Here is a 23,809-nt window from a genome sequence, read left to right on the forward strand (position 1 = left end):
AAGCTTAGTATTATTTTTGATAAACCTTAATTAAGATAAATTTATCCTAATTAAAAATTTAAATAAAATCACTAAAAAAATAATACTAATGAGACCATCCAACCTTTTATTAAGCTTAACTTTTCTAAGCACCCTACTATTAACGTCTTGTTTTAAATCGAAAGAACAGGAGTATGAAAATACCGCAGACATACCTGTAAGCAGAGAAATGATTGCAGAGTTAACATCTCCGCCAAACGTACCAACTCCAGTTGGCCGACGTAAAGCAAAAAAACTGATTGTAAAAATGGAGATTCTTGAGAAAGAAGGCGAAATGACAGACGGTGTAAAATATATGTACTGGACATTTGGTGGCACCGTACCAGGAAGTTTTATTAGAACTCGTGTTGGTGACGAGGTAGAATTTCATTTACAAAACCACCCAGACAACAAATTACCACACAATATAGATATGCACGCCGTAACTGGCCCTGGTGGTGGAGCAGAATCTTCTTTTGTAGCACCTGGCCACGAAAAAACTTTCAGCTTTAAAACCTTAAATCCTGGTTTATACGTTTATCACTGTGCAACAGCCCCTGTTGGAATGCACATTGCCAACGGTATGTATGGTTTAATTTTAGTAGAGCCCGAAGGCGGTTTACCTCCTGTAGATAAAGAATATTACATTATGCAAGGTGATTTTTACACTAAAGGCGCGAATGGTGAACGTGGCTTACAACCTTTTGATATGCAAAAAGCCGTTGACGAAAAAGCCGATTACGTTGTTTTTAACGGAAAAGTAGGCGCACTTACTGGCGACAATGCATTAACAGCTAAAGTAGGTGAAACCGTGAGACTCTTTGTTGGTAATGGTGGACCAGGATTAGTATCTTCCTTTCATGTTATTGGTGAAATATTCGATAGAGTACATGTAGAAGGCGGCGACCTTATTAACGAAAACGTACAAACCACATTAATTCCTGCCGGTGGCGCTGCCATGATGGAGTTTAAAGTTGAAGTACCTGGCACATTTATTTTAGTAGACCACTCTATTTTTAGAGCCTTTAATAAAGGAGCCTTAGGAATGCTTAAAGTTGAAGGAGAGAAAAACAAAACACTTTATTCTGGCGAAATACGCGATGATATTTACTTACCAGAAGGTCCTGGAATACAAAACATGCCAACAACAGATGAAATTGTAGCTTCGGAAATTCCTGCAAAATCGTTTGAAGAACAAATGGAATTTGGAAAACAAGCCTATATGCAAACTTGTTTTGCTTGTCACCAAGGTGAAGGCCAAGGTATTCCACATGCCTTTCCTCCATTAGCAAAATCCGATTATTTAAATGCAGATGTAGATCGTGCTATTGGTATTGTTCTTCATGGTAAAACCGGCGAAATTACGGTTAATGGCGAAACTTACAATAGTGTTATGACAAGACAAATGCTATCTTCAGATGAAATAGCAAACGTACTAACCTATGTATACAACAGCTGGGGTAACTCTAAAAAAGTAGTTACAAAAGAAATGGTAGACAAAGTAAAAAACAGTAAATAATTAATATTATGAAAAACCTAACCTTTAGATTCTTGCTTGCTTTGTTGGTTGTCCAAACATTGGCGCATAGCCAATCTAAAGGTATGGTTTTTATAGAAGGTAGCCGATATATTCCTCTATATGGCAGGGACTCGACGGTTGTAGAAGTTAAAAATTTCGAAATGGACATCTACCCTGTTACAAATTTAGAGTATCTCAATTTTTTAAAAGAAAATCCAAAATGGCAAAAATCTAACATTCTAAAACTATTTTCGGATAAAAGCTATTTGGCAAACTGGAATTCTAATTTAGAATTAAAACCTACAGAAAATTTAAACAGTCCAGCAACCTATATATCTTGGTATGCAGCTAAAGCCTATTGCGAATGCCAAGGTAAGCGCTTGCCAACCGTAGACGAATGGGAATATGCAGCCATGGCAGACGAAACCACAAGAGATGCACGCGTTAAACCATCGTTTAATAAAAAAATACTAGCTTGGTATGAAGCGCCGCACTCTAATGAAGACACTATCGGGTTACACCCGAAAAATGTTTGGGGTGTTTACGATTTACACGGCTTGGTTTGGGAATGGACACTCGATTTCAATTCTGTTTTAATTACAGGTGAATCGCGAAAAGATGTTGATAAAGATTCAAATTTATTTTGCGGAAGCGCCTCTTTAAACGCCACCGATTTAATGAACTATGCTGCCTTTATGCGCTATGCTATACGCGGAAGTTTAAAAGCAAAATACGCTATGAAAAACCTAGGTTTCCGTTGCGTGAAACCTGTTAAAAATTAATTATTATGAAAGCATTAAAATTCATCCTTATACTATTTACTTCAGGGTTATTACTACAAAGCTGCAAGTCTGATAAAAATACTGAAATCTCTCAAGTTTTTAAATGCCCAATGGCCTGCGAAGGCGATAAAACTTATAGCGCATCAGGGAATTGCGTTGTTTGTAAAATGGATTTAGTAGCCATTAATGAAACAGCTAAAACTATAAAAAATGACGATAACATTTCCGAGGAATCGATATTTAACCTAACTTCAAAATGGCAAACCGAAGAAAACAAAACCATTGAACTCAAAGCACTAAAAGGAAAAACTTTAGTGATGGTAATGATTTACACCTCGTGCAAAGCAGCATGCCCAAGATTAGTTGCCGATATGCGAAACATTGAAGCACAACTTCCTCCTGAGAAAATTAAAGATATTCAGTTTGTTTTAATAAGTATCGATCCATTAACCGATACACCAAAACGCTTAAAATCTTTCGCTATTGAGAATATTATGGATGGTGAACAGTGGATGTTTTTGCAAGGCACAGAAAGTAGCGTTCGCGAATTTGCTAATGTACTTTCTATGAAATACAAACAAATTTCTCCTATCGATTTCTCGCACTCTAATATTATAAGTGTGTTTAATCCGGCTGGTGAATTAATACATCAACAAGAAGGTTTGGGAGTTGATAATAAAGAAACTATTGAAACCATACTTAAAACAGTGCATTAATAGGTGTATTACATTTCTGTTTACAACTAAAACAAAACCTTTTAATCTTGTTTTTTTCGAATTAAATTAAACAGTATTAAAGTGATTCCGAAAGGCAATAAAATACTGAAATAAAACAATAATTGGTAATAATTTGGTAGCAACCCGCTTCCTGTAAAAAACTTATACCCCTGAATAAGCAACATTAATTCCGTTAAAACAAAACCTCCTAAAAAACTATATATCCCAAGATAAGCAGTTTTAGAATAAGAGAGTAAATTGTTTTTCAGAATGAAGGCAAACAAAAACCCAGAAACCACACCAAGCATTAATAAATGGATAAAACCAATTATAAAATTGCGATGTCCATAAACCGCATTGGCAAATTCCGAAAAAATAGAAGATGCTTGACAAATGGTTTTTAAAACAAAACACAACACAGCAAAACGATACAAATTAATTACGACAAGATTATCTCCACTAGCCACTTTATTCTCCTTAAACTTAATAAGTTTTACAAATAAAACAAGTAGAACTAATTGTAACACAACACCAACACCATTTATCAAAGGGAATACCATATGCGGTGCAAACCATTGAATAGGTAGAGCAAACGTTAATACAGTTGACACGATTAAAACCCAATAGAAAGCACTAAATAATTTAGAATTTCCTATTTTAAAAAGATGAAAAAACACAGCCAAAACAGCAATTAAAAACCAACCATTAAATTGAAAATGTAAAAAAAATTGAATTGCTATTTGATAAAACGCAGAAGCTTGCCCCAACATAGAAACAGCAGGACCTAAACACCAAACCCCAATAGTAGAGGTTACCATAAACACGAGCGCTGTTTTTAATAAACGGCTAGTAACTGGTGATTCCGTTTTATGATGTTTCCAAACTAAGTAAGCAAAATAATAACTACAAAAAATATGCAAGGTTGAAAATGAAATTGAAACCACAGCATAACCTTGAAATGGAAAACTTAAAACCATACCCAAAACAGCAAACTGAGTAACCCAAAATAACTTGTTGTATACCGGCTTTTTTTCAGGAATAAAATAATGTACAATACAAACATAAAGCATTAAATACACCCAACCCAACATAGCAACATGAGAGTGCGCATGGGTTAAAAACCTATAATTTAAACCTATAGAATTTAAAAAGGAATAACGTAAAGCTAAACCCAATAAGGCTGCAATTAAGAAATTAAATAAACAAATTACTACTAACTTTTTAGGCATTATTATGGTTTCTGGCACACTAAATATAGTAAACCTTTTTATGGTAAATAAATATAAAACTAATTGTGCAACACGAGTATAGGTTTTGGTAATTTAGAAATATTGATTTTATTATTTCCTTTTGAAAACAAATGCTCTAAAAAGCCTTCATGCCTTACAAACAAAGCCATAAAATCAACAGTATTTGTTTGCAGATAACCTAATACAGCATAATCTATAGGTACCATGTTTACAACATTATATTTACAATTTAATATAGATAAGCTAGATCTATCTTGTTTTACTATGTCTAGATTTTCTTTATTCGGCATAAGCCTTAAAACATTGAGGTGTAATTGATAGGTTTCCATAAACTCTAACAAATCGGTAAATTGATTTCCGTCTATAACATCTCTAGGCCCTACAGATAAAAGTAACTCTTTAATAGGTGTAAACCTGTAACCTTCTGGAATAGCCAATATTTTACAATCCACTTTCCTGATAACATTAATGGTATTACTGCCTAATAAAATTTCTTTGGCACCAGTAACACCATTGGTTCCCATAACAACAAAATCTATATTTCTGCTTACTACAGCCTGATTAATAGCATCAATAAATACATCAAAATCAATATGAATTTCAAATTGATAATCGAAGTTTTTATACGTATTCTCTAATTCTGCCTTTAGCACATAAAGTTTCCCTTTAGGCTCTCGCGTAATAGATTGATAAATACTTTCACCAGGGAAACGCATTAAATCATCAGAAGTGAAACTCCCCATTTTATGCACATTCATGAGATGAAATTTACATTTTTGATTCTTAAAAAAATGCATGGCGTAATGTATGGCGTTTATGGAATTAGCCGAAAAATCCGAAAGTAAGAGTATATTTTTCATAATGTTGCCGATTAGTCCTTCAATTTATTTTAAAAAAACTAGAAAAAACATGACCAAAATCACATAAACACCAATCAAGCAAATAGTTACACGCTTAAATCTTATCAAAAACCAATGCTTATAGACAAACAAAAACCCTAGAATATTATAAAATATATACATTAGGGTTTTTAAATTAAAACAATAATTACACGTTACTTTTAAACAAAGCGCTTCTCTAATTTTATCGCCTCTGGAAATAAAATATTATTTTCTAAATGTATGTGTAAATGTAAATCTTTCTCAAACTCATCGAGCATGGCGTAGGTTACCTTATAGGTATTACAAGCATCTGCTGGCGGGTTGTAATTATCTGTAAGTTCAGCTATTTGTCTAAAACGTTCACCTTCATTATCATGTTCACTCATCATCATGGCTATTGGGTTTTCAACAGTACCAAAATGTGGTGCTTGCACAGCGCTATCATCTAAAGTCGCCTTCACCATTTTTTTTATAAAAGGAAAAAGTACAAGTTCTTCTTTTTTAAGATGAGCCGATAATTCTCCAGCCGAAGCTGTAAATAATTCGTTCACTTTAAACAGTTCGGGATGGCGTTCTCCATGCACTCTACAAAGCTTATCTAAAAACTGGCGCAGCACCGGTATTTTCTCTTCTACATATCTATGGTGCGTTTTTTCAATATATTCTGCCAGTAAATCTAATGGCCACGATTTATAATCTATAGATTGGCCTGTAGTTGTGCTTAGTACAGACTCCAATTCTTCTAATAACATATTACTATCTATTCCTTTTTTTTCGCAAGCAGCTTCCACAGATCGATTACCATTACAGCAAAAATCTATTTTATACTTAGAAAAAACAGCAGCAGTTCTAAAATCTTCTGCTACAAATTGCCCGATGTGTTTTTGTGCGTCTTTATGTAGTGTTTCCATAATTATTTTATTTCGGATAAATTTATCCTATTTATATTCAAATTTTTTTTATGTCTTTAAAAATGCAGACCCCGATTTAATATTAAGCGCCAGCTCTTCTAAAGTAGTGTTTTCCAGCATATTCTGAAGTTCATCTCTAACAATTTTAAATTTATCGTGTGCCGGACATGGGTGATTTTCATCACATTTTTCCAAACCTAAACCGCAGCCCATATAAATACTATCACCATCGATCGATTTTACAATTTGGGCTAATTTAACCTGACTAATTCTATCTTTTTGTATTTCAAAACCACCGTAAGCCCCTTTAACAGAACTCACAATATCATTACGTACTAAAGATTGTAATATTTTTGCAGTAAATGCCTGAGGCGAATTAATTTTCTCGGCTATTTCTTTAGGACTAACACGCTTGTCTTCATAGGATTTTGTAGCAATAAAAATTGCTGCTTTAATTCCGTACTCACAAGCTTTAGAAAACATAATACTTATTTTATAATACAAATATATGAAGATATTTTTAAATAGGATAAAAACATCTTTATTAAATTTTAAGAATATTTATTTTTAAACCAAACCTTCTGCCATTCTCGTTTCAAAATTAAAAACATAACTTCTTCCGATAGTTCTAAAACATCATCTCCATTTAAAGCTTTCACATCTTTTTCGGGAACATCTATAATGTAAAGCAAATTTAAATACTCGTTAAATTTTTCTTGAATAAGCCTATAAACCGTTTCATGAAGCAGTAACTTCAAGCTAGACGGTAAAACTTCTTCATGAAAATCTAAATCTACATTGGCCAACAAAAAGTCTTTGTTAAGCTGTAAAATCAGTTTTTTATATAAATTTAAAGCATTTGCTTCTTCAATTAAATGATCAAAACTAGTGGGTAACTGCATCATGTAAATTTACACTTCCGTGGAAAAAATAAAAACTTAAACCGTACGGTTCATTAAATTACTACCAAACGTTTTAAGTATGGCTTTTTTAGGCTCCGGAATATTTAAAGATTCCAACACTGCAAAGGCTTTTTCAGTATAAGCTAGTATCGCCTTTTTAGTAGCTTCCGCCGAACCTGAATTTACAAAGTATTGTTTTGCAGTTTCTATTTTAGCGGTAACATCTTCTGGATTAGAAGCAAATAATTGGCTTAACGCCACACTATCTTCCTCATTAGAAAACTCTAAAGCTTTTAAATATAAATAGGTTTTTTTATTCTCAATAATATCACCACCAACTTGCTTTCCAAAGGTTTTTGGATCACCAAAAGCATCTAAATAATCGTCTTGTAATTGAAATGCTATACCTAAATAACGACCAAAACTATAAATATTATCCTGATCTTCTTTTGAAGCTTTCGCAACAATGGCTCCCATTTTCATGGCAGCAGCAACTAAAACCGCAGTTTTGTATTCAATCATTTTCAAATACTCAGGTACACTAACATCTGTTCTAGTTTCAAAATCAACATCATATTGCTGACCCTCACAAACCTCTAAAGCCGTTTTACTAAACAACTTAGCAAGCTCTAAAAAAACCGGAGCCTCGTAATTTTCAAAAAGTTGGTACGCCATAATAAGCATAGCATCTCCCGAAAGTATAGCTGTATTTACATCCCACTTTTCGTGCACGGTCTCATGCCCTCTACGCAAAGGTGCATCATCCATAATATCATCATGAACTAAAGAGAAGTTATGGAACACCTCAATACTTAAAGCAGCATTTAAAGCATGCTTATAATTGTCTCCAAAAATATCGGCAGCCATTAAAGTTAAAACTGGCCTTAATCTTTTTCCGCCTAACTCCAAAATATACTGAATTGGCGCGTAAAGATTTTCAGGCTCTTTTACAGTAGAATACGTCTCTAAATATTCTATAAACTCGTGTTGGTATTTTTCTATTGAAAGCATCGCGCAAAAATAAAGGAATTGAACATATTAAAAACCCTGAAAGTAAATTTAATATTAAAAAATGATTAAAACTCAGGAAACTATTTTTGTTTTTAAAGTTTCCTGTTGTACATTTGCCACGAATTATGAGAGAAAAAATAGTACACAAAGCCACCGATTTGTTTTTAAACCTAGGGTTTAAAAGCGTTACAATGGACGATATTGCTCATGAAATGGGCATTTCTAAAAAAACCATTTACGTGCATTTCGCCAATAAAACCAAGTTAGTAGAAGCGGTTTCTTTTTCTGTTTTCGATGTTATTTGCAATGGCATAGACAATATTTGCTGTAATTCCATAAACCCTATTGAGGAATTATACGATATAAAAATGTTTGTAATGAATCATTTAGAGAGTGAAAAATCGTCTCCTCAATTTCAACTTAAAAAATATTACCCTCAAATTTATGCAACGCTGCATTTAAAACAATTTGAAAAAATGCACGATTCCGTTAGTGATAGCCTTCAAAAAGGTATCGACACCGGCCTATTTCGTGCCAATATAGATATCAATTTTATTTCTAGAATGTATTTTAATGGAATGACGGGTATTAAGGATGGCACCATTTTTCCAACAGATTTATTCTCTATGGATTACTTAATGGAAAGTTACTTAGAATACCACTTAAGAGCCATTGTTACCGAAAAAGGATTTGAAACTTTAAATAAATTTATAACAAAAACTCAATCATAAAATGAAAAACAAACTAATTATATTTTTTAGTTTATTAGTTTCTATAACGGCTATTTCTCAAGAAGAAACCAATAGCTTTTCTTTAGATGCTGCTATAAATTTTGCCCTTGAAAATAATAGAACGGCAAAAAATGCTTCTAGAGATATAGATGCCGCTAAAGAACAAAAATGGGAAACTACCGCAGCAGGTTTACCACAACTTAATGCAGCCGTAGACTACCAAAACAGTATAAAGCAGCAACTACAAGTTGTTGAAGCCTCTGCTTTTGGTGGTCCAGAAGGCGAATACACAGCACTTGCTTTAGGCTTGGAACAAAGTTTAATTGGTTCTGCAACGCTAAGTCAGTTACTTTTTGACGGTTCTTACATTGTTGGTTTACAATCGGCCAAAGTATATTTAGAAATATCTAAAAATGCTAAAACTAAAACAGATTTAGAAGTTAAAAAAGCAGTAGTTAATGCTTATGGCAACGTTTTGCTAACAGAAGAAAGTGTTGCTATTTTAGAACGTAATAAAACGGCACTTCAAAAAAATCTTGATGAAATTACCAAAATTTACGAAAACGGTTTAGAGGAAGAAGAAAGTGTAGAGCAATTAAAAATAACATTATCTAGCATTAAAAGCACCCTAAACAATAGCATTAGATTGAAAAAAGTAGCTTACCAAATGCTTAATATCACTTTAGGTTTAGATATTGATAACAATACAACACTTACCGATAACCTAGAAACGTTAACGGCTCAAAACATCGATTTAGATTTAATTGATAATCCATTCAGTGTAGAAAACACCATAGATTATAAAATTGCCGAAAACGATAAAACATCTAAAGAACTATTATTAAAATTAGAGAAATACAAAAATCTACCTACGCTTAGTGCTTTTTTAAGTGGTGGTTATAGCGCTTATAGTCCTGAATTTACGTTTTTCAATAGTGATCAAAAATACTATGGTTATGCCATTTTTGGAGCTAAATTAAGTGTGCCTATTTTTACGTCTGGAGCAACAAAATCTAAAATACAACGTGCTCAAATCAACTTAGAAAAAGCTGAAGACGATTTAACAGAAACCGAGCAACAATTAAAACTTCAAATTGCATCGGCTAAAAGTGATTATCAATTTGCTATTGAAGAGTACACCAATAAAAAGGAAAACTTAAACCTTGCCGAACGTATTGAAACTAAAAACCAAACCAAGTTTTTTGAAGGTATTGCTTCTAGTTTCGATTTAAGACAAGCACAAACGCAACTTTACACAGCACAACAAGAGTTTCTACAAGCTATGCTTAATGTTATAAACAACAAAGTAGCTTTAGAAACCATAACTAGTCAAATAAACTAATTCATCATCAAAATAAAATTTACTAAAATCAACAATACAATGAAACATATATATTCACTCTTAGCCATAGCGTTAGTTCTTTCTTCTTGTGGTAGCGAAAAAAAGCAATCTGTAGAAGATGTTATTGCAACTAATAACCTAGAATTAATTCACCAAAAGAAAGCCGAGTTAGAAACTATTGAGCAAGAACTTGCAGGGCAACTAAAACTTCTAGAAACAAAAATTAAGGAAATTGACCCTCTAGAAAAAATTCCTTTAATTACTACTTTTGAAGCTAAACACTCCGTATTTCAACACTATGTGGAATTACAAGGTAACGTAGACACAAAACAAAACATTGTTATTTATCCAGAATATTCGGGCGTTTTATCTAATGTATATGTTAAAGAAGGCCAACGTGTAACTAAAGGACAATCGCTTGCTAAAATTGACGATGGTGGATTAAACCAACAATTAGCTCAATTAAAAATTCAAACCGCTTTAGCAAAAACAACCTTTGAACGTCAAGAACGTTTATGGAATCAAAAAATAGGTAGCGAAATTCAATACCTACAAGCTAAAGCTAATTACGATGCACAAGAACAAGCTGTTGGACAACTGCAACAACAGTTAAGTAAAACTATTGTTAGAGCTCCTTTTTCAGGAACTATAGACGATGTTATTACAGAGCAAGGTAGCGTAGTCTCTCCAGGACAATCGCAACTTTTTCGTATTGTAAACCTTCAAGACATGTACATTGAAACTGATGTGCCTGAGCGTTACATTACTGAATTAGCACCAGGGAAAGATGTAAAAGTAGACTTCCCTATTCTTAACAAACAAATAGATGCTAAAGTGCGTCAGGCAGGAAACTTTATCAACCCATCAAACCGTACGTTTAAAGTTGAAATAGCTATCGATAATAAAGACAGAAGTATTAAACCTAACCTAACGGCAAAGCTTAAAATTAACGATTACACCAACAATAGCGCTATACTTATTCCGCAAAGTATTATTTCAGAAAATGCTGAAGGCAAACAATATGTTTATTCTATTAGCGACAAAACGGATAACCAAGCTAAAGCAAAACGTGTTTTTATTGAAACAGGAAAAACGCAAGGCGATTACATAGAAATTCTTTCTGGACTAGAAAACGGAAGCGAAATTATAAACGAAGGCGCCAGAAGTGTAAAAGATGGACAAAGTGTAAAGATTTTAAACATTGAATAAAATCATTCTAAATTCTAGACCAATAATACTAACGTCTAAAGATTAAATACTGATGACTAAAAAGAAGAAAGAAGTACTAAAAGAATTTCGCTTAGCGTCTTGGGCAATAGACAATAAAACAACGATGTATGTTTTAATTGCGCTCATACTTTTTCTCGGAACAGGTTCTTACTTTAGCATGCCTAGAGAGAACTTTCCAGAAATTAAAGAAACTAAAATTTATATTAGTTCTATTTACCCTGGGAATACTGCCGAGGATATTGAAAAACTAATAACCGACCCAATTGAGGATAAATTAAAAACCTTAAGTAATGTTGTTGAAATCACCTCAACATCGCAAGAAGATTACTCTATTGTAGTTGTAGAATTCGACGAAAAAATTACTGTTGAAGCTGCCAAACAAAAGGTTAAAGATGAAATAGATTCGGAATCTTCGGGAGAAGATTGGCCAACATTTAACGGAGCTAAGGTAGAACCTAATGTTTTCGATTTAAGTATGTCGGAAGAAATACCCATTCTAAACATTAATATCTCTGGAGATTATCCTGTAGATAGACTTAAGGAGTTTGGAGAATATCTTGAAGATGAAATTGAAAACCTTCAAGAAATTAAACAAGTTGACATTCGTGGTGCTCAAGAAAAAGAAGTTGAGGTTGCTGTAGACATCTACCAAATGATGGCTGCTCAAGTAAGTTTCGACGATATTATTAATGCCATCGGAAGAGAAAACATGACTATGTCTGCCGGAAATTTAATTTCTAGCGGACAACGACGTACCATTCGAATTTTAGGTGAAATTGAAGACCCGAAAGAACTAGAAGGCTTTGTTGTAAAATCTGAAATGAACAACCCTATTTACTTGAAAGACGTTGCTAAAGTCAGCTTTAAAGACGAAGACAAAACTACTTACGCTAGAGAATTCGGACACCAAGTGGTAATGCTAGACGTTAAAAAACGTGCTGGTAAAAACATGGTAGCAGCAGCCGAACAAATAGAAGTTATTGTTAGTGATGCCATAAAAAACGTATTTCCACCAGATCTAAAAGTTACTATTGCTAACGACCAATCTTCTAAAACCATTGGGCAAGTAGACGATTTAGTAAACAACATTATTTTTGGTATCATACTAGTTGTCACCGTTTTAATGTTCTTTTTAGGATTTAAAAATGCACTTTTTGTTGGGTTTGCGATCCCGATGTCTATGTTCATGTCTTTAATGATATTAGACTTATTGGGCTACACCATGAACACCATGATTCTTTTCGGACTTATCATGGGGCTTGGTATGCTGGTAGATAACGGTATCGTAGTAGTAGAAAACGTATATCGCCTTATGAGTGAAGAAGGCATGAGTCGTGTTGAAGCTGCTAAAAAAGGGATTGGCGAAATTGCTTACCCAATTATTATATCTACAGCAACTACAGTTGCCGCCTTTATTCCTTTAGGTTTATGGCCTGGCGTTATGGGGCAGTTTATGAAGTACTTCCCGATTACGCTTTCGGTAGTTTTAGGATCTTCATTATTTGTGGCTATCTTTTTTAACTCTGTTTTAGTATCTAAATACATGACAGTTGAGGATAAAAATATGCCTTTAAAACAAATTATAAGAATTTCAGTAATATTTGGAGTCATCGGACTCTTAATCATGCTCTTAGGCGGCACTTATAATGCCTTAGGAACACTAATGGTATCTGTTGTTGTTCTACTTTGGATTTACCGTTTATTCCTTAGAAATTGGTCTAATAGCTTTCAAAATAAAATATTACCTGTTTGGGAGAGAGCTTACGAGAAATCGCTACGTTACGCCTTGAGTGGCAGAAAGCCAATACTTATCACCGTTGTAACATTTATCTTGTTAATTGTAGCCTTTATGGGCTTTGGCGCATCGGTAGGAAGTCAACGTACTAAAGTAGAATTTTTTCCCGACAATAAACCAAATCAAATTATTGTTTATATCGAGTACCCTGAAGGTACAGATATTAAAAAAACCAATGCCATTACAAAAGAAATCGAAGGTCGTGTTTATAAAATCTTAAACGACGATATGTACATGAATGGAGATTTCAACTTTTTAACAGAAAGCGCTGTGTCTCAAGTTGGTGAAGGCGCCGGAAATCCGCAAACCGATGGTGGTTCTGCTGCAGAAATGCCACACCGTGCTAAAATTACCGCGAGTATGCGCGAGTACAAATTTAGAGAAGGTGCAGATAGTCAAGAACTACTTAAAAAGGTGCAAGCCGATTTAAAAGATGTCTATCCTGGTATTGCTATTTCTGTCGAAAAAGACGCCAACGGACCGCCTGCAGGTTACCCTATTAACGTTGAATTAGAAGGAAATGATTATAGCGAACTTATTGCTACGGCAGAAAGCATGCGCGATTTTATAAACTCTAAAAACGTACAAGGTATAGATGAATTAAAGATTGATGTAAATAAATCTAAACCATCCATGCAAGTTATTGTAGATAGAAAGAAGGCCGGAGAACTAGGTGTTTCCACAGGGCAAGTTGGTCAGCAATTACGTAATGCAATTTTCGGATCTAAAGCCGGTATTTATAAAGAAGATGGTGAAGATTACGATATTTATGTACGTTTCAATAAGGAAGACCGTTATAATACTAGTGCTATTTTCAATCAGAAAATGACATTTAGAGACATGGCTTCTGGGCAAGTTAAAGAGATTCCGGTTTCGGCAGTTGCCAAACAAAGCAACACCTCTGGTTTTAGTGCTATAAAACATAAAGATGTAAAACGTGTTGTAACACTTTACTCTGCATTGGCTCCTGGTTATACCGATGCCGCTGCTATTGTTTCTAAAATACAAAATGAAATGAAAAGCTTTACCCAAAAGCCTTCTGATGTTACTATAGATTATACGGGACAAATTGAAGAACAAAACAAACAAATGGCCTTTTTAATGGGCGCCTTTTTTACAGGTTTGGGTTTAATTTTCTTCATATTAATATTCCAATTTAACTCGGTGTCGAAACCAGGAATTATTATGCTAGCCATCTTTTTAAGCTTAATTGGTGTGTTTGGTGGCATAGTACTTACCGGGAGTTCTTTCGTTATCATGATGACCATGATGGGAATTATTTCACTTGCCGGAATTGTAGTAAATAACGGTGTGGTACTATTAGATTACACCCAACTTTTAATAGACAGAAAGAAGGCTATACATAACCTAGAAGAAGACCAGTATTTACAAACAGCCGAACTTCTAGAAGCTATTATTACAGGAGGAAAAGCACGTTTACGCCCAGTATTATTAACAGCTATCACAACAATTTTAGGGCTAGTACCGTTAGCTATTGGATTAAACATTAACTTTTTCACCTTATTTAGTGAATTCAACCCTCATATTTATATGGGTGGAGATAACGTTATTTTCTGGGGACCATTAGCATGGACCGTAATTTATGGTTTATTTATTGCAACCTTTTTAACACTAATAGTTGTACCTATTTTATTTTACTTAGTAACAAGGTCTAAAATGAAAATATACAGCAATCGCGTTGTAGCTTTAAAACCAATTGATAACAAAGAAGTTTTTAATACGAATAAAAGAATAGAAGATTAATTTAATTGTGTGACTAACTCGATTAATAGCGAAAACCCAGACTTTCTTAATTGAAGCGTCTGGGTTTTTAGTTTTAGGAAAGCATCTGTAATCGCGAGATAGACGTATGCTCATGAAATTTTTGCGCGAAACCTCATAGTCGGTATGACTTAAAAATAAGATAATTATACAAACTAAAAAGCCTCGTAAATCGATTGATTTACGAGGCTTTTAATATTAACAAACACTTTAATTCTTATTTTAAAACAAATGTTAATCTACCAAATACATAACGTCCGTTAAAACCAAATTGAGAGGTTCTACGTGAAAATATAAATTGATCTCCGTATTGAGAACCTTCAAAAGGAACCTCATCTGGATAAACATCTAATAAATTATTAGCTCCTGCTGTAAGTTTTAGGTTATCAGAAAAACTATAAGTTAAAGATAAATCTGTAATAATTTTTTCTCCGTAAGTAACTGGTGTAGTTGAACCTCCAAAATCAGGATCATTTACCGAACCAAAATAAACATTACGTAACATAAAATTCCAATCACCATTAGAGTAGTTATTCGTTAAATTCACCTTAGCTCTTGGCATTGCATCTTCAATATACCCTTTAAGTGTTTCATCTAAAATTTCTGTTCCAAGAATAGATTTAACATTCTTTACTTCTGTTTTAGAAAACGTTCCAGATAATATATTATTTAAAGTTCCATTAGCACCAATACTTGTTTTATGATCTATTACAATATCTAACCCTCTAGACTCTGTATCAAAACCATTAGTAAAGAATTTAGCAGCACCTGCAGCTGCAGCATCAAAAATTTCTTGTTGCTCTGTTGTAGAAGGTGTATAACTTCTTGTTATACCAACCCTATCATCAACATTAACCATATATCCATCAATAGTTATTTTTAAACCAGCGCTCGGTATTTTAGCAGTAAAACCTAAACTAGCGTTAAAAGAAGTTTCTTCTTCCAGTTCTGGAATCGACAACAAATCGGCTAATCTACTATTGTTTGCAAAAGTCCCTTGCTCAATTGGAATACCTGCAACAAATTGCGTTGCGGTAGCATTAAAATAAATTTGATGTAAATCTGGAGCTCTAAAACCCGTACTTATTGCACCACGTATTGCTGTGTTTTCTGATAATTTATATCTAGAAGATAATTTCCAGTTGAAGGTTTCTCCAAAATCGTTAAAATTCTCGTAACGCAATGCTGCACTTAATAAAAAGGCATCTGTTAAATCTGCTTCCAAATCAACATAAGCAGCATAACTATTCCTATTTTGATCCACTTCATTTTCTGGTCTATATCCAGGAAAAACTTGAGCCCCACCAGGAACACCTTCACCAAAATAACTCGTTACAATATTACTCGCATCTGTGTAGTTTGTAACAATTTCTCCGTTTGTATCATATTTTGAATAAGAAGCTTCTTCACCTGCAATTAACTGATAATTTTCAAGCCTATATTCCGCACCAAAAGCAACATTTAAACCTTCAAAAGTATCCTCATAAAAATTTGATAAATCGAAATTTGTAGTGTTTTGAGAAAAAGAAAACCCACCTGCTTCAAACTCTCTTGGTGACGATGCCCCTAAGGTTGCATTAACTGTATTCTTAATTGTGAAATCGAAACTATTTACACCATAAGTGTTAGAGAAATCGATATCCCAATCACCTATTTTTCCTTTAATACCTGTTGCTAAAGACCTATCAATAACGCGAGAAGAAATATGTGGTAAGAATCCATCAGGTAAAGCCGCTGTATTTGCCCTTCCATCTGTATAGGCTGGCCTTCTATGAAATCCTGCTGCAATACCATCTCTAAAACTCATGCCGCCAAAAGAGTAAAACGCAGAACCATTATCATCTAGAGGTATTTCCATGTTCATCATAAACTGTCCACTTCTTAATTTAGACTGTCCAACTTTCATTCTAAAATCATCACGAGTTAAACCACGTTGTGCCAATTCGTAATCAGAAATAGGAGAAGAATTTGCTGTATCACCAACAAAAGTTGCCGAATCTGAATTAATAATATCTAAAAAAGAATTGCCTGCCGCAACACCATTATCATAAACAGTTTGTAATGCTGGATCTAAACCTGCAACGTAATTAGCTAAATCACTTGGATCCATAGCAAAAGCATTATCATAACCTAATGTTCTAGTAGCAATATCAAACATAGTATAAATAGGTTGCCCCATTGAATCACTTCTGTTTGTTGCTCCTCTTGTACTTAAAGAACCCGTAAAGTTAATATATCCGCCATTATCTCCTAAATCTAAACCGTAGTTAGCATCTAATTGAAATTTTTCACCATCAGTACCACCATCATTATATTGATTAGAGTGCTTACTCATATTTGCACCCGAATTCACGTTTAAAGTCAGCTCGTTTGTTGCTTTTTTAAGAACAAGGTTAATCACCCCAGCAATAGCATCAGAACCATATTGGGCTGCCGCACCATCCCTTAAAACTTCTATTCTTTCAATTGCTGCCGTAGGAATAGAGTTCATATCTGTACCAACTGTACCTGTACCAACTGTACCATTTACATTTACTAATGATGATTTATGCCTTCTTTTTCCATTAATTAAAACCAAAACCTGATCTGGCCCTAAACCTCTTAAAGAGGCTGGATCAACGTGATCTGTACCGTCTGAAACCGTTTGGGTTGTTGATGTAAATGAAGGCGCTACATAATTTAAAATCTCAGTAATAGTTGTTTGCGGTCCTGATGTAGCAATTTGCGACATATCAATAACATCTACTGGCACCGGTGTATCAATAGATGTTCTAGATTTATTTCTAGATCCAATTAACACCACCTCATTTAAGGCAACACCAGATTGCATGGTAACGTTCATAACCATACTTGTAACGGTTTTGTCTTGCGTTTCATAACCTACGTACGAAAATACTAAAACATCACCTGTTTTTGCTTTTACATTATACTTTCCGTCAAAATCTGTGGTTGTACCTGTTGACGTACCTTTTACAATTACAGAAACTCCGGGTAAGGCACCAGAATCATCTTTTACAGTTCCCGAAATTTCTTGGGCTAATGCCGCTCCTGATAGACCTATACAAAATAGAAACATCAGACATTTTAAATGTAGAATTTTACTCATAGTTATAATTTATTTGAATTAGTTCTAGCTAAGATATACATATTATCTTGTAATTTAAACACTTACCGATAAAACATTACTTACAAAACGGCTTTTTAACAGTAAAAACTTACAAGTAAAAAAATCTATTTTTAATCATTATTTCATAAACCTAAAAAGAAATAATCCTCTCAACCCCATGACACTCAACACGCTAAAAAATAAAAAAACAACTATTCAATTAAAAATAAAACGTACAATTAACGTTTTATTAGCGTTTGAAGATTATTTTAATTTTTCTAAAAAAAATGTTAAACTTAAAACGAAACCCCAGATTTTGGTGTTTTTTCCAAAATCTGGGGTTTACATAAAACAGAAACGCTTAAATAAACATCTCTGCCAAAACAATAAAATGAGCTCTAGAATTTAAAAGCTAAGCTTGCATTTAAAACAGTACCATTAAATCCAAATTGATTTACCTCCCAAGGGTATTTAAAACGCCCTCCAAGATCGGTAACCACATCGCCTTTAGCATCCAATTCATCTGGATATACATTAAGTAAATTATTTACAGAAATATTACCCGATAGTTTTTCACTAAACTCATAACCAACAATTAAATCGGTGATTACTTTTCCGGCAAAAGTTTGATCTAGTGCTGGACTACTACCGTGTTGCCATGTAACTTCGCCAAAATAAGTGTTATTCAAAATAAAATTCCATTTATTCAAATCATAATCTAAACCTAATAACACTTTAGATTTCGGTCTTGATGATGTAATTCTAGCTTGCTCTTTTCTATTAAAGATATCATACCCGTTAGCCTCAAATAAAGCTGGAGCATCAATTTTACCTTTAATTGTAGTCTCATTAAAATTCGCCGCTAATGCAGCATTCAAAATACCTTCACCTAATTCAATATTAGTGTAGTTAACCACTAAATCAACACCCGAAGTATTAGTACTTACAGCGTTTACGAAAAACTTCAAACTTGTAATAGAATTAGCCACCAACACACTCTCAACAGGATTCATTGACGAGTCATCTCCATCAAACCCAATTTCACCAGTAAATAAAACACGATCATCAACTTTAACATTATAAAAATCCGCTGAAACAGAAAGGTTAGGCTTAATTTTATATGTAATACCAGCCGATATATTTTTAGACGTTTCTGCCGTAAGTTGTGGCACACCTAAATCTTCTCTAATAACAGGATCTACATTACTAAAGGTTCCTTGATTTGAAATACTCCCTCCAGAAACTAAGGTTTGCACATTACTTAAATATATTTGATGTAACGATGGCGCTCTAAACCCAGTACTATAAGAAGCTCTTATCGCACCCTTATCTCCTAAAGAATAACGCCCACTAACTTTCCATGATACGTTATCGCCAAAATCACTAAAATCCTCATAACGGATAGCTCCACCAATCAATAAATCTTCGGTAGGTTCCCATTCTAAATCTCCATAAACACCATAATTATGTCTATCGGCGCGCACTGCATTAGATGGCTGCAAACCAGGGAAAGATTGTGCATTACCATTCCCAGTAGGGTTGAAATAAGATGCAGCATCTCCAGCTCTAGCAGAAAAGTTTTCTTGCTTAATTTCTGCTCCAAAAGCAATATTAAGTTGCCCTAAATTTCTTGAGAAATCTAAATTCGCCAATGTATTACTAAACGTATAACCTCCAACTGCAAATTCTGTAGGACTGCTTGCTCCCAAATCTGGATTTAACGTGTTGTTCACATCGTAATCAATTCTATTTCTTCCGTAAGTCCCACTAAAATCAACATCGAAATTAAACAATTTCCATTTTACACCAGCTGTTAAGTTGTTATCCATAACATCGGTTTCAAAAGTAGGCTGAAACCCATTATAATCAGACCCCGCTTCATGTAATAAGTTATAAGGATCTCCCACCCAATAAGGCGCTCTGTATAAAGCAAAACTTGTTCCTTGTCTAGAAGTAAAACCACCAAAGGAGTAAAACTCACCAGAATCATTTTTAAAAGGAATTCCAGCATTAAAAAACAAATCGATTTTTTGTAATTCAGGCTGACCAACATTCATTCCTAAATCTGGATTATCAGCTAACCAAGCTCCCCAAGTTGGATCATTAGCCTCTACTCCAATTAAAGCATCTGATCCTGGAGACCCCGGTCTATTCGTTTTTTCTTGCTCATAATATCCAGCAGTAATATTTAAATAACCACCATTTTCACCAGTTAAACCTGTGTTTAAATCAACTCCAAAATTAAAACCATCGCCCTCAGTAGTAACACCAGAATTTACGTTTACCGTAGTATATTCAACATTCTTTTTTAACACCATATTAATTACACCAGCAATCGCATCCGATCCGTACTGAGCCGAAGCTCCATCACGCAAAACCTCGATACGCTCAATGGCTGCAGCTGGAATACTTTTTAAATCCACACCTACTTCACCTTTTCCAGGTGTATCATTAATATAAACTAAAGCACTTTGGTTTTTACGTTTTCCATTAACTAAAACCAACGTTCTACTTGGCCCTAAACCACGCAAATCTGCTGGATCAAAATGCGCAGTTGCATCAGATACGGCTTGGGTTGTAGAATTGAAAGATGGCACTTTATAAGTCAACATTTTATCTATTGTTGGTTGCCCGGTACTACGCATTTCATCTAAACCTATATTATCAATAGGCACAGGAGAATCTAAAATAGTTCTCGGTTTCGATCTATTACCTGTTAACACAACTGCATCTAGAGCAACACCAGATTGCATAATCACATTCATTTTATTTCCACTAACAGTGTTTTCTTGTGTCTCATAACCCACATAAGAAAACACTAAAACAGCACCGCTACTAGCATTAATAGAATACTTGCCATCGAAATCCGTGGTGGTTCCACTAGACGTTCCCTTTACAACTACCGATACACCTGGTAATGCTCCAGAGTCGTCTTTAACCACACCGGTTACTTGCTGTGCAGTTACTAAAGCTGGAGCACCTAAAAAAAAGAGGAACATCAACCATTTTGTGTTCAAAAATTTACTCATAATGTTATTTTATTTAAAAGTTAGTTAATGCTAATATATGGATATAATTATTTCATTTACAAGAATATCGCAAAATATTAAGCGTTATTATTAGATTTTAATAGCTTTAAACACAAAAACATAAAACATCAGTAAAATACAAATTCATATTATCACCTCATTACACCTATACAATCTCAACCTATTTTATCTCCTAACAATTTTAAAAGCTTCATTTACTCAAAAAAACAATTATAAAAATTTATACTCCGTCCTATTTCATTAAATTTGCACCTCAATTTTACAACAATGTACAGAAGTCATAATTGCGGCGAATTAACAGCCACACATATTAACACAGAAGTAACCCTATCTGGTTGGGTTCAAAAATCTAGAGATAAAGGTTTTATTGTTTGGGTCGATTTACGTGACCGTTACGGTATTACACAACTTGTTTTTGATGAAGAGCGCACTAGCAAAGATTTAATAGAGCAAGCCCAAAACTTAGGCCGCGAATTTGTAATTCAGGTAAAAGGAACGGTGATTGAACGTGCTTCAAAAAACCCAAATATCCCTACAGGAGATATCGAAATATTAGTTTCTGAGCTCGAAATTTTAAACCAATCGGTGCTCCCTCCATTTACTATTGAAGATAAAACGGATGGTGGTGAAGATATTAGAATGAAATATCGTTATTTAGATATTCGTCGTAATCCGGTAAAAAATAGTTTAATTTTCAGATCGAAAGTTTCTCAAGAAGTTAGAAACTATCTATCTAAAGAAGGTTTTATTGAAGTTGAAACACCATATTTAATAAAATCTACACCAGAAGGCGCAAGAGATTTCGTAGTACCATCTCGTATGAATGCAGGAGAATTTTACGCCCTTCCACAATCGCCACAAACCTTTAAGCAATTGCTTATGGTTGGTGGTATGGATAAGTATTTTCAAATTGTAAAATGCTTTAGAGATGAAGATTTACGTGCCGACCGTCAGCCAGAATTCACACAAATTGATTGTGAAATGGCCTTTGTTGAACAAGAAGATATTTTAAATGTTTTTGAAGGTTTAACCCGTCACTTACTACAGGAAGTTAATGGTGTTTCCATTGATAAATTCCCAAGAATGCTTTACGATGATGCCATGCGTTTATACGGAAACGATAAACCAGACATCCGTTTTGGAATGGAATTTGGCGAATTAAACACAGTAACTCAACACAAAGATTTTGGCGTTTTTAATAATGCAGAATTAGTTGTTGGTATTGCTGTACCAGGAGGAAATAGCTACACAAGAAAAGAAATTGACAAATTAATAGATTGGGTTAAGCGTCCACAAGTTGGTGCTTTAGGCATGATTTACTCGCGTTGTAATGATGACGGAACCTTTAAATCTTCAGTAGATAAGTTTTACGATCAAGACGATTTAGCAAAATGGGCAGAAGTTACCGGAGCTAAACCAGGCGATTTAGTTTGTGTACTTTCTGGCGACAAAAATAAAGTACGCGCGCAATTAAGTGCTTTACGTATGGAATTAGCAGAACGTTTAGGTTTACGCGACCCGAAAGTATTTGCTCCATTATGGGTTATCGATTTTCCTTTATTGGAACTTGATGAAGAAACTGGACATTACCACGCCATGCACCACCCGTTTACATCTCCTAAACCAGGTCAACTAGAATTACTAGACACAAATCCTGGCGATGTAAAAGCAAATGCATACGATTTAGTTTTAAATGGAAACGAAATTGGAGGAGGATCTATTCGTATTCACGATAAAGAAACACAAGCCACAATGTTTAAACATTTAGGCTTTTCTGAAGAAGAAGCAAAAGCACAATTTGGTTTCTTAATGGATGCTTTTCAATACGGAGCACCGCCACACGGTGGTTTAGCTTTTGGACTAGACAGATTGGTTGCCATTTTAGGAGGCCAAGAAACCATTCGAGACTTTATTGCTTTCCCAAAAAACAACTCAGGACGCGATGTAATGATTGATGCACCTGCTCGAATTGATGATGATCAATTAACAGAATTGAGTTTAAAACTTAATTTAAAATCATAATATTAAAATCCTGCTTTTGCAGGATTTTTTAGTAAACTGAATATATGAAAAACTTAACCTTCTTTCTATTAGTTTTCGCTTCAACAATAGCCCTAGCTCAAACTATAACAGGCCCAGAATTATTAAAAAAATCAATCCAGTTTCACGATCCAAATAACAATTGGGAAACTTTCGATGGTAGTTTTATAGTAAGTATGAAAATGCCAAACAAACCCGAACGACAAAGCAATATTACAATAAGTTTACCTAAAGAATATTTTTCTTTACAAACCATAAAAGACAGTTTGGTAATAGAATCTGTTATTAATAAATTAGACTGTACCCTATCCATAAATGGGAGTACCGATTTATCTGAAACACTAAAAAAAGAACACAACCTAAATTGCAAACGTGCTAATTTATTTAAAGACTACTACACCTATCTGTATGGTTTGCCAATGAAATTAAACGACGAAGGCACCATAATACACCCAAACGTAACTCAAAAAATATTTAAAGGAAAAGACTATTTAGTTCTAAAAGCAACCTACTCCAAAGAAGTAGGTAAAGATACTTGGTATTTCTATTTTAACCCAGAAACCTTCGCCATGGAGGTTTATCAGTTTTTTAAAGATGAAACTAAAAACGATGGTGAATATATTTTGCTAACCGAATTAGAGACTATAAACGGAATTAAAATGCCAAAAAATAGGGCTTGGTATTACAACAAAAACGATAAGTATTTAGCTACCGATATTTTATCGAAAAACGCATCAAAATAA

At 34.1% G+C, this 23,809-nt stretch carries 17 protein-coding genes; 9 read left to right on the forward strand and 8 right to left on the reverse strand.

Features of this window, described 5'->3' with window-relative positions; genetic code table 11:
* Positions 1-88 precede the first annotated feature (88 nt).
* Genes nirK through DFQ06_RS09275 form a run of 3 tightly spaced genes read left to right on the forward strand, consistent with a single transcriptional unit; the run spans position 89 to position 3,035 of the window.
* Complete coding sequence (gene nirK, locus DFQ06_RS09265; RefSeq protein WP_133967378.1) at positions 89-1,537, forward strand: copper-containing nitrite reductase; 1,449 nt, start codon at positions 89-91, stop codon at positions 1,535-1,537.
* Between the two features lie 8 nt (positions 1,538-1,545).
* The gene (locus tag DFQ06_RS09270) at positions 1,546-2,319 is read left to right on the forward strand and encodes a formylglycine-generating enzyme family protein (protein ID WP_133967380.1); all 774 of its coding nucleotides are present in this window, start codon (positions 1,546-1,548) and stop codon (positions 2,317-2,319) included.
* 5 nt (positions 2,320-2,324) lie between these two features.
* On the forward strand, positions 2,325-3,035 hold the full coding sequence (locus tag DFQ06_RS09275; RefSeq protein WP_133967382.1) for an SCO family protein: 711 nt from the start codon (positions 2,325-2,327) through the stop codon (positions 3,033-3,035).
* Positions 3,036-3,076: 41 nt separating this feature from the next.
* Here DFQ06_RS09275 and DFQ06_RS09280 read toward each other — a convergent pair whose 3' ends face one another.
* The 6 genes from DFQ06_RS09280 to DFQ06_RS09305 form a co-directional block, all read right to left on the reverse strand.
* Complete coding sequence (locus DFQ06_RS09280; RefSeq protein ID WP_074936919.1) at positions 3,077-4,264, reverse strand: hypothetical protein; 1,188 nt, start codon at positions 4,262-4,264, stop codon at positions 3,077-3,079.
* A 59-nt stretch (positions 4,265-4,323) separates the two neighbouring features.
* Positions 4,324-5,145, reverse strand: coding sequence for a universal stress protein (locus DFQ06_RS09285; RefSeq protein WP_133967384.1), 822 nt, complete (start codon positions 5,143-5,145; stop codon positions 4,324-4,326).
* Positions 5,146-5,345: 200 nt separating this feature from the next.
* Positions 5,346-6,077 (reverse strand): iron-sulfur cluster repair di-iron protein, encoded by a 732-nt coding sequence (gene ric / locus DFQ06_RS09290; protein WP_133967386.1) that lies wholly within the window; start codon positions 6,075-6,077, stop codon positions 5,346-5,348.
* Positions 6,078-6,125: 48 nt separating this feature from the next.
* Positions 6,126-6,560 carry an RrF2 family transcriptional regulator gene (locus DFQ06_RS09295; RefSeq protein WP_133967388.1) on the reverse strand — a complete coding sequence of 145 codons (435 nt, stop codon included), beginning with the start codon at positions 6,558-6,560 and terminating at the stop codon, positions 6,126-6,128.
* A gap of 68 nt (positions 6,561-6,628) precedes the next feature.
* The gene (locus tag DFQ06_RS09300; RefSeq protein ID WP_042502750.1) at positions 6,629-6,979 is read right to left on the reverse strand and encodes a hypothetical protein; all 351 of its coding nucleotides are present in this window, start codon (positions 6,977-6,979) and stop codon (positions 6,629-6,631) included.
* 36 nt (positions 6,980-7,015) lie between these two features.
* Complete coding sequence (locus tag DFQ06_RS09305) at positions 7,016-7,990, reverse strand: polyprenyl synthetase family protein (RefSeq protein WP_133967389.1); 975 nt, start codon at positions 7,988-7,990, stop codon at positions 7,016-7,018.
* Between the two features lie 125 nt (positions 7,991-8,115).
* Between DFQ06_RS09305 and DFQ06_RS09310 the strand changes: the two genes are divergently transcribed.
* Genes DFQ06_RS09310 through DFQ06_RS09325 form a run of 4 tightly spaced genes read left to right on the forward strand, consistent with a single transcriptional unit; the run spans position 8,116 to position 14,852 of the window.
* Positions 8,116-8,721, forward strand: a complete 606-nt coding sequence (locus tag DFQ06_RS09310; protein ID WP_042496500.1) for a TetR/AcrR family transcriptional regulator — start codon at positions 8,116-8,118, stop codon at positions 8,719-8,721.
* A 1-nt stretch (position 8,722) separates the two neighbouring features.
* Positions 8,723-10,063 carry a TolC family protein gene (locus tag DFQ06_RS09315; protein ID WP_133967391.1) on the forward strand — a complete coding sequence of 447 codons (1,341 nt, stop codon included), beginning with the start codon at positions 8,723-8,725 and terminating at the stop codon, positions 10,061-10,063.
* Positions 10,064-10,102: 39 nt separating this feature from the next.
* Positions 10,103-11,272, forward strand: coding sequence for an efflux RND transporter periplasmic adaptor subunit (locus DFQ06_RS09320; protein WP_042496498.1), 1,170 nt, complete (start codon positions 10,103-10,105; stop codon positions 11,270-11,272).
* A gap of 52 nt (positions 11,273-11,324) precedes the next feature.
* Positions 11,325-14,852: an efflux RND transporter permease subunit gene (locus DFQ06_RS09325; RefSeq protein ID WP_133967393.1), complete on the forward strand. Its 3,528-nt coding sequence runs from the start codon at positions 11,325-11,327 to the stop codon at positions 14,850-14,852.
* 235 nt (positions 14,853-15,087) lie between these two features.
* Here DFQ06_RS09325 and DFQ06_RS09330 read toward each other — a convergent pair whose 3' ends face one another.
* Both DFQ06_RS09330 and DFQ06_RS09335 read right to left on the reverse strand, forming a co-directional pair.
* A complete protein-coding gene (locus DFQ06_RS09330; RefSeq protein ID WP_133967396.1) occupies positions 15,088-17,976 on the reverse strand; it encodes a TonB-dependent receptor in 2,889 nt (962 codons plus the stop codon).
* A gap of 398 nt (positions 17,977-18,374) precedes the next feature.
* A complete protein-coding gene (locus DFQ06_RS09335) occupies positions 18,375-21,005 on the reverse strand; it encodes a TonB-dependent receptor (RefSeq protein WP_133967398.1) in 2,631 nt (876 codons plus the stop codon).
* Positions 21,006-21,293: 288 nt separating this feature from the next.
* On the opposite strand from DFQ06_RS09335, the gene aspS reads away from it, so the two are divergent.
* Both aspS and DFQ06_RS09345 read left to right on the forward strand, forming a co-directional pair.
* The gene (aspS, locus tag DFQ06_RS09340) at positions 21,294-23,048 is read left to right on the forward strand and encodes an aspartate--tRNA ligase (protein ID WP_133967400.1); all 1,755 of its coding nucleotides are present in this window, start codon (positions 21,294-21,296) and stop codon (positions 23,046-23,048) included.
* 44 nt (positions 23,049-23,092) lie between these two features.
* Entirely contained in the window at positions 23,093-23,809 is a 717-nt protein-coding gene (locus DFQ06_RS09345) for a DUF6503 family protein (RefSeq protein ID WP_133967402.1), read from the forward strand.

Origin of the sequence: Algibacter lectus, assembly GCF_004368925.1 — a bacterium.
GTDB classification, from domain to species: domain Bacteria; phylum Bacteroidota; class Bacteroidia; order Flavobacteriales; family Flavobacteriaceae; genus Algibacter; species Algibacter lectus.

Bases quoted from the DNA above. Each gene is read 5' to 3' on its own strand.
- DFQ06_RS09285 (WP_133967384.1), bottom strand. From the start codon at position 5,145: ATGAAAAATATACTCTTACTTTCGGATTTTTCGGCTAATTCCATAAAC.
- nirK (WP_133967378.1), top strand. From the start codon at position 89: ATGAGACCATCCAACCTTTTATTAAGCTTAACTTTTCTAAGCACCCTA.
- DFQ06_RS09300 (WP_042502750.1), bottom strand. From the start codon at position 6,979: ATGCAGTTACCCACTAGTTTTGATCATTTAATTGAAGAAGCAAATGCT.
- DFQ06_RS09335 (WP_133967398.1), bottom strand. From the start codon at position 21,005: ATGAGTAAATTTTTGAACACAAAATGGTTGATGTTCCTCTTTTTTTTA.
- DFQ06_RS09295 (WP_133967388.1), bottom strand. From the start codon at position 6,560: ATGTTTTCTAAAGCTTGTGAGTACGGAATTAAAGCAGCAATTTTTATT.
- DFQ06_RS09275 (WP_133967382.1), top strand. From the start codon at position 2,325: ATGAAAGCATTAAAATTCATCCTTATACTATTTACTTCAGGGTTATTA.
- DFQ06_RS09310 (WP_042496500.1), top strand. From the start codon at position 8,116: ATGAGAGAAAAAATAGTACACAAAGCCACCGATTTGTTTTTAAACCTA.
- DFQ06_RS09305 (WP_133967389.1), bottom strand. From the start codon at position 7,990: ATGCTTTCAATAGAAAAATACCAACACGAGTTTATAGAATATTTAGAG.
- aspS (WP_133967400.1), top strand. From the start codon at position 21,294: ATGTACAGAAGTCATAATTGCGGCGAATTAACAGCCACACATATTAAC.
- DFQ06_RS09315 (WP_133967391.1), top strand. From the start codon at position 8,723: ATGAAAAACAAACTAATTATATTTTTTAGTTTATTAGTTTCTATAACG.
- ric (WP_133967386.1), bottom strand. From the start codon at position 6,077: ATGGAAACACTACATAAAGACGCACAAAAACACATCGGGCAATTTGTA.
- DFQ06_RS09280 (WP_074936919.1), bottom strand. From the start codon at position 4,264: ATGCCTAAAAAGTTAGTAGTAATTTGTTTATTTAATTTCTTAATTGCA.
- DFQ06_RS09330 (WP_133967396.1), bottom strand. From the start codon at position 17,976: ATGAGTAAAATTCTACATTTAAAATGTCTGATGTTTCTATTTTGTATA.
- DFQ06_RS09345 (WP_133967402.1), top strand. From the start codon at position 23,093: ATGAAAAACTTAACCTTCTTTCTATTAGTTTTCGCTTCAACAATAGCC.
- DFQ06_RS09270 (WP_133967380.1), top strand. From the start codon at position 1,546: ATGAAAAACCTAACCTTTAGATTCTTGCTTGCTTTGTTGGTTGTCCAA.
- DFQ06_RS09320 (WP_042496498.1), top strand. From the start codon at position 10,103: ATGAAACATATATATTCACTCTTAGCCATAGCGTTAGTTCTTTCTTCT.
- DFQ06_RS09325 (WP_133967393.1), top strand. From the start codon at position 11,325: ATGACTAAAAAGAAGAAAGAAGTACTAAAAGAATTTCGCTTAGCGTCT.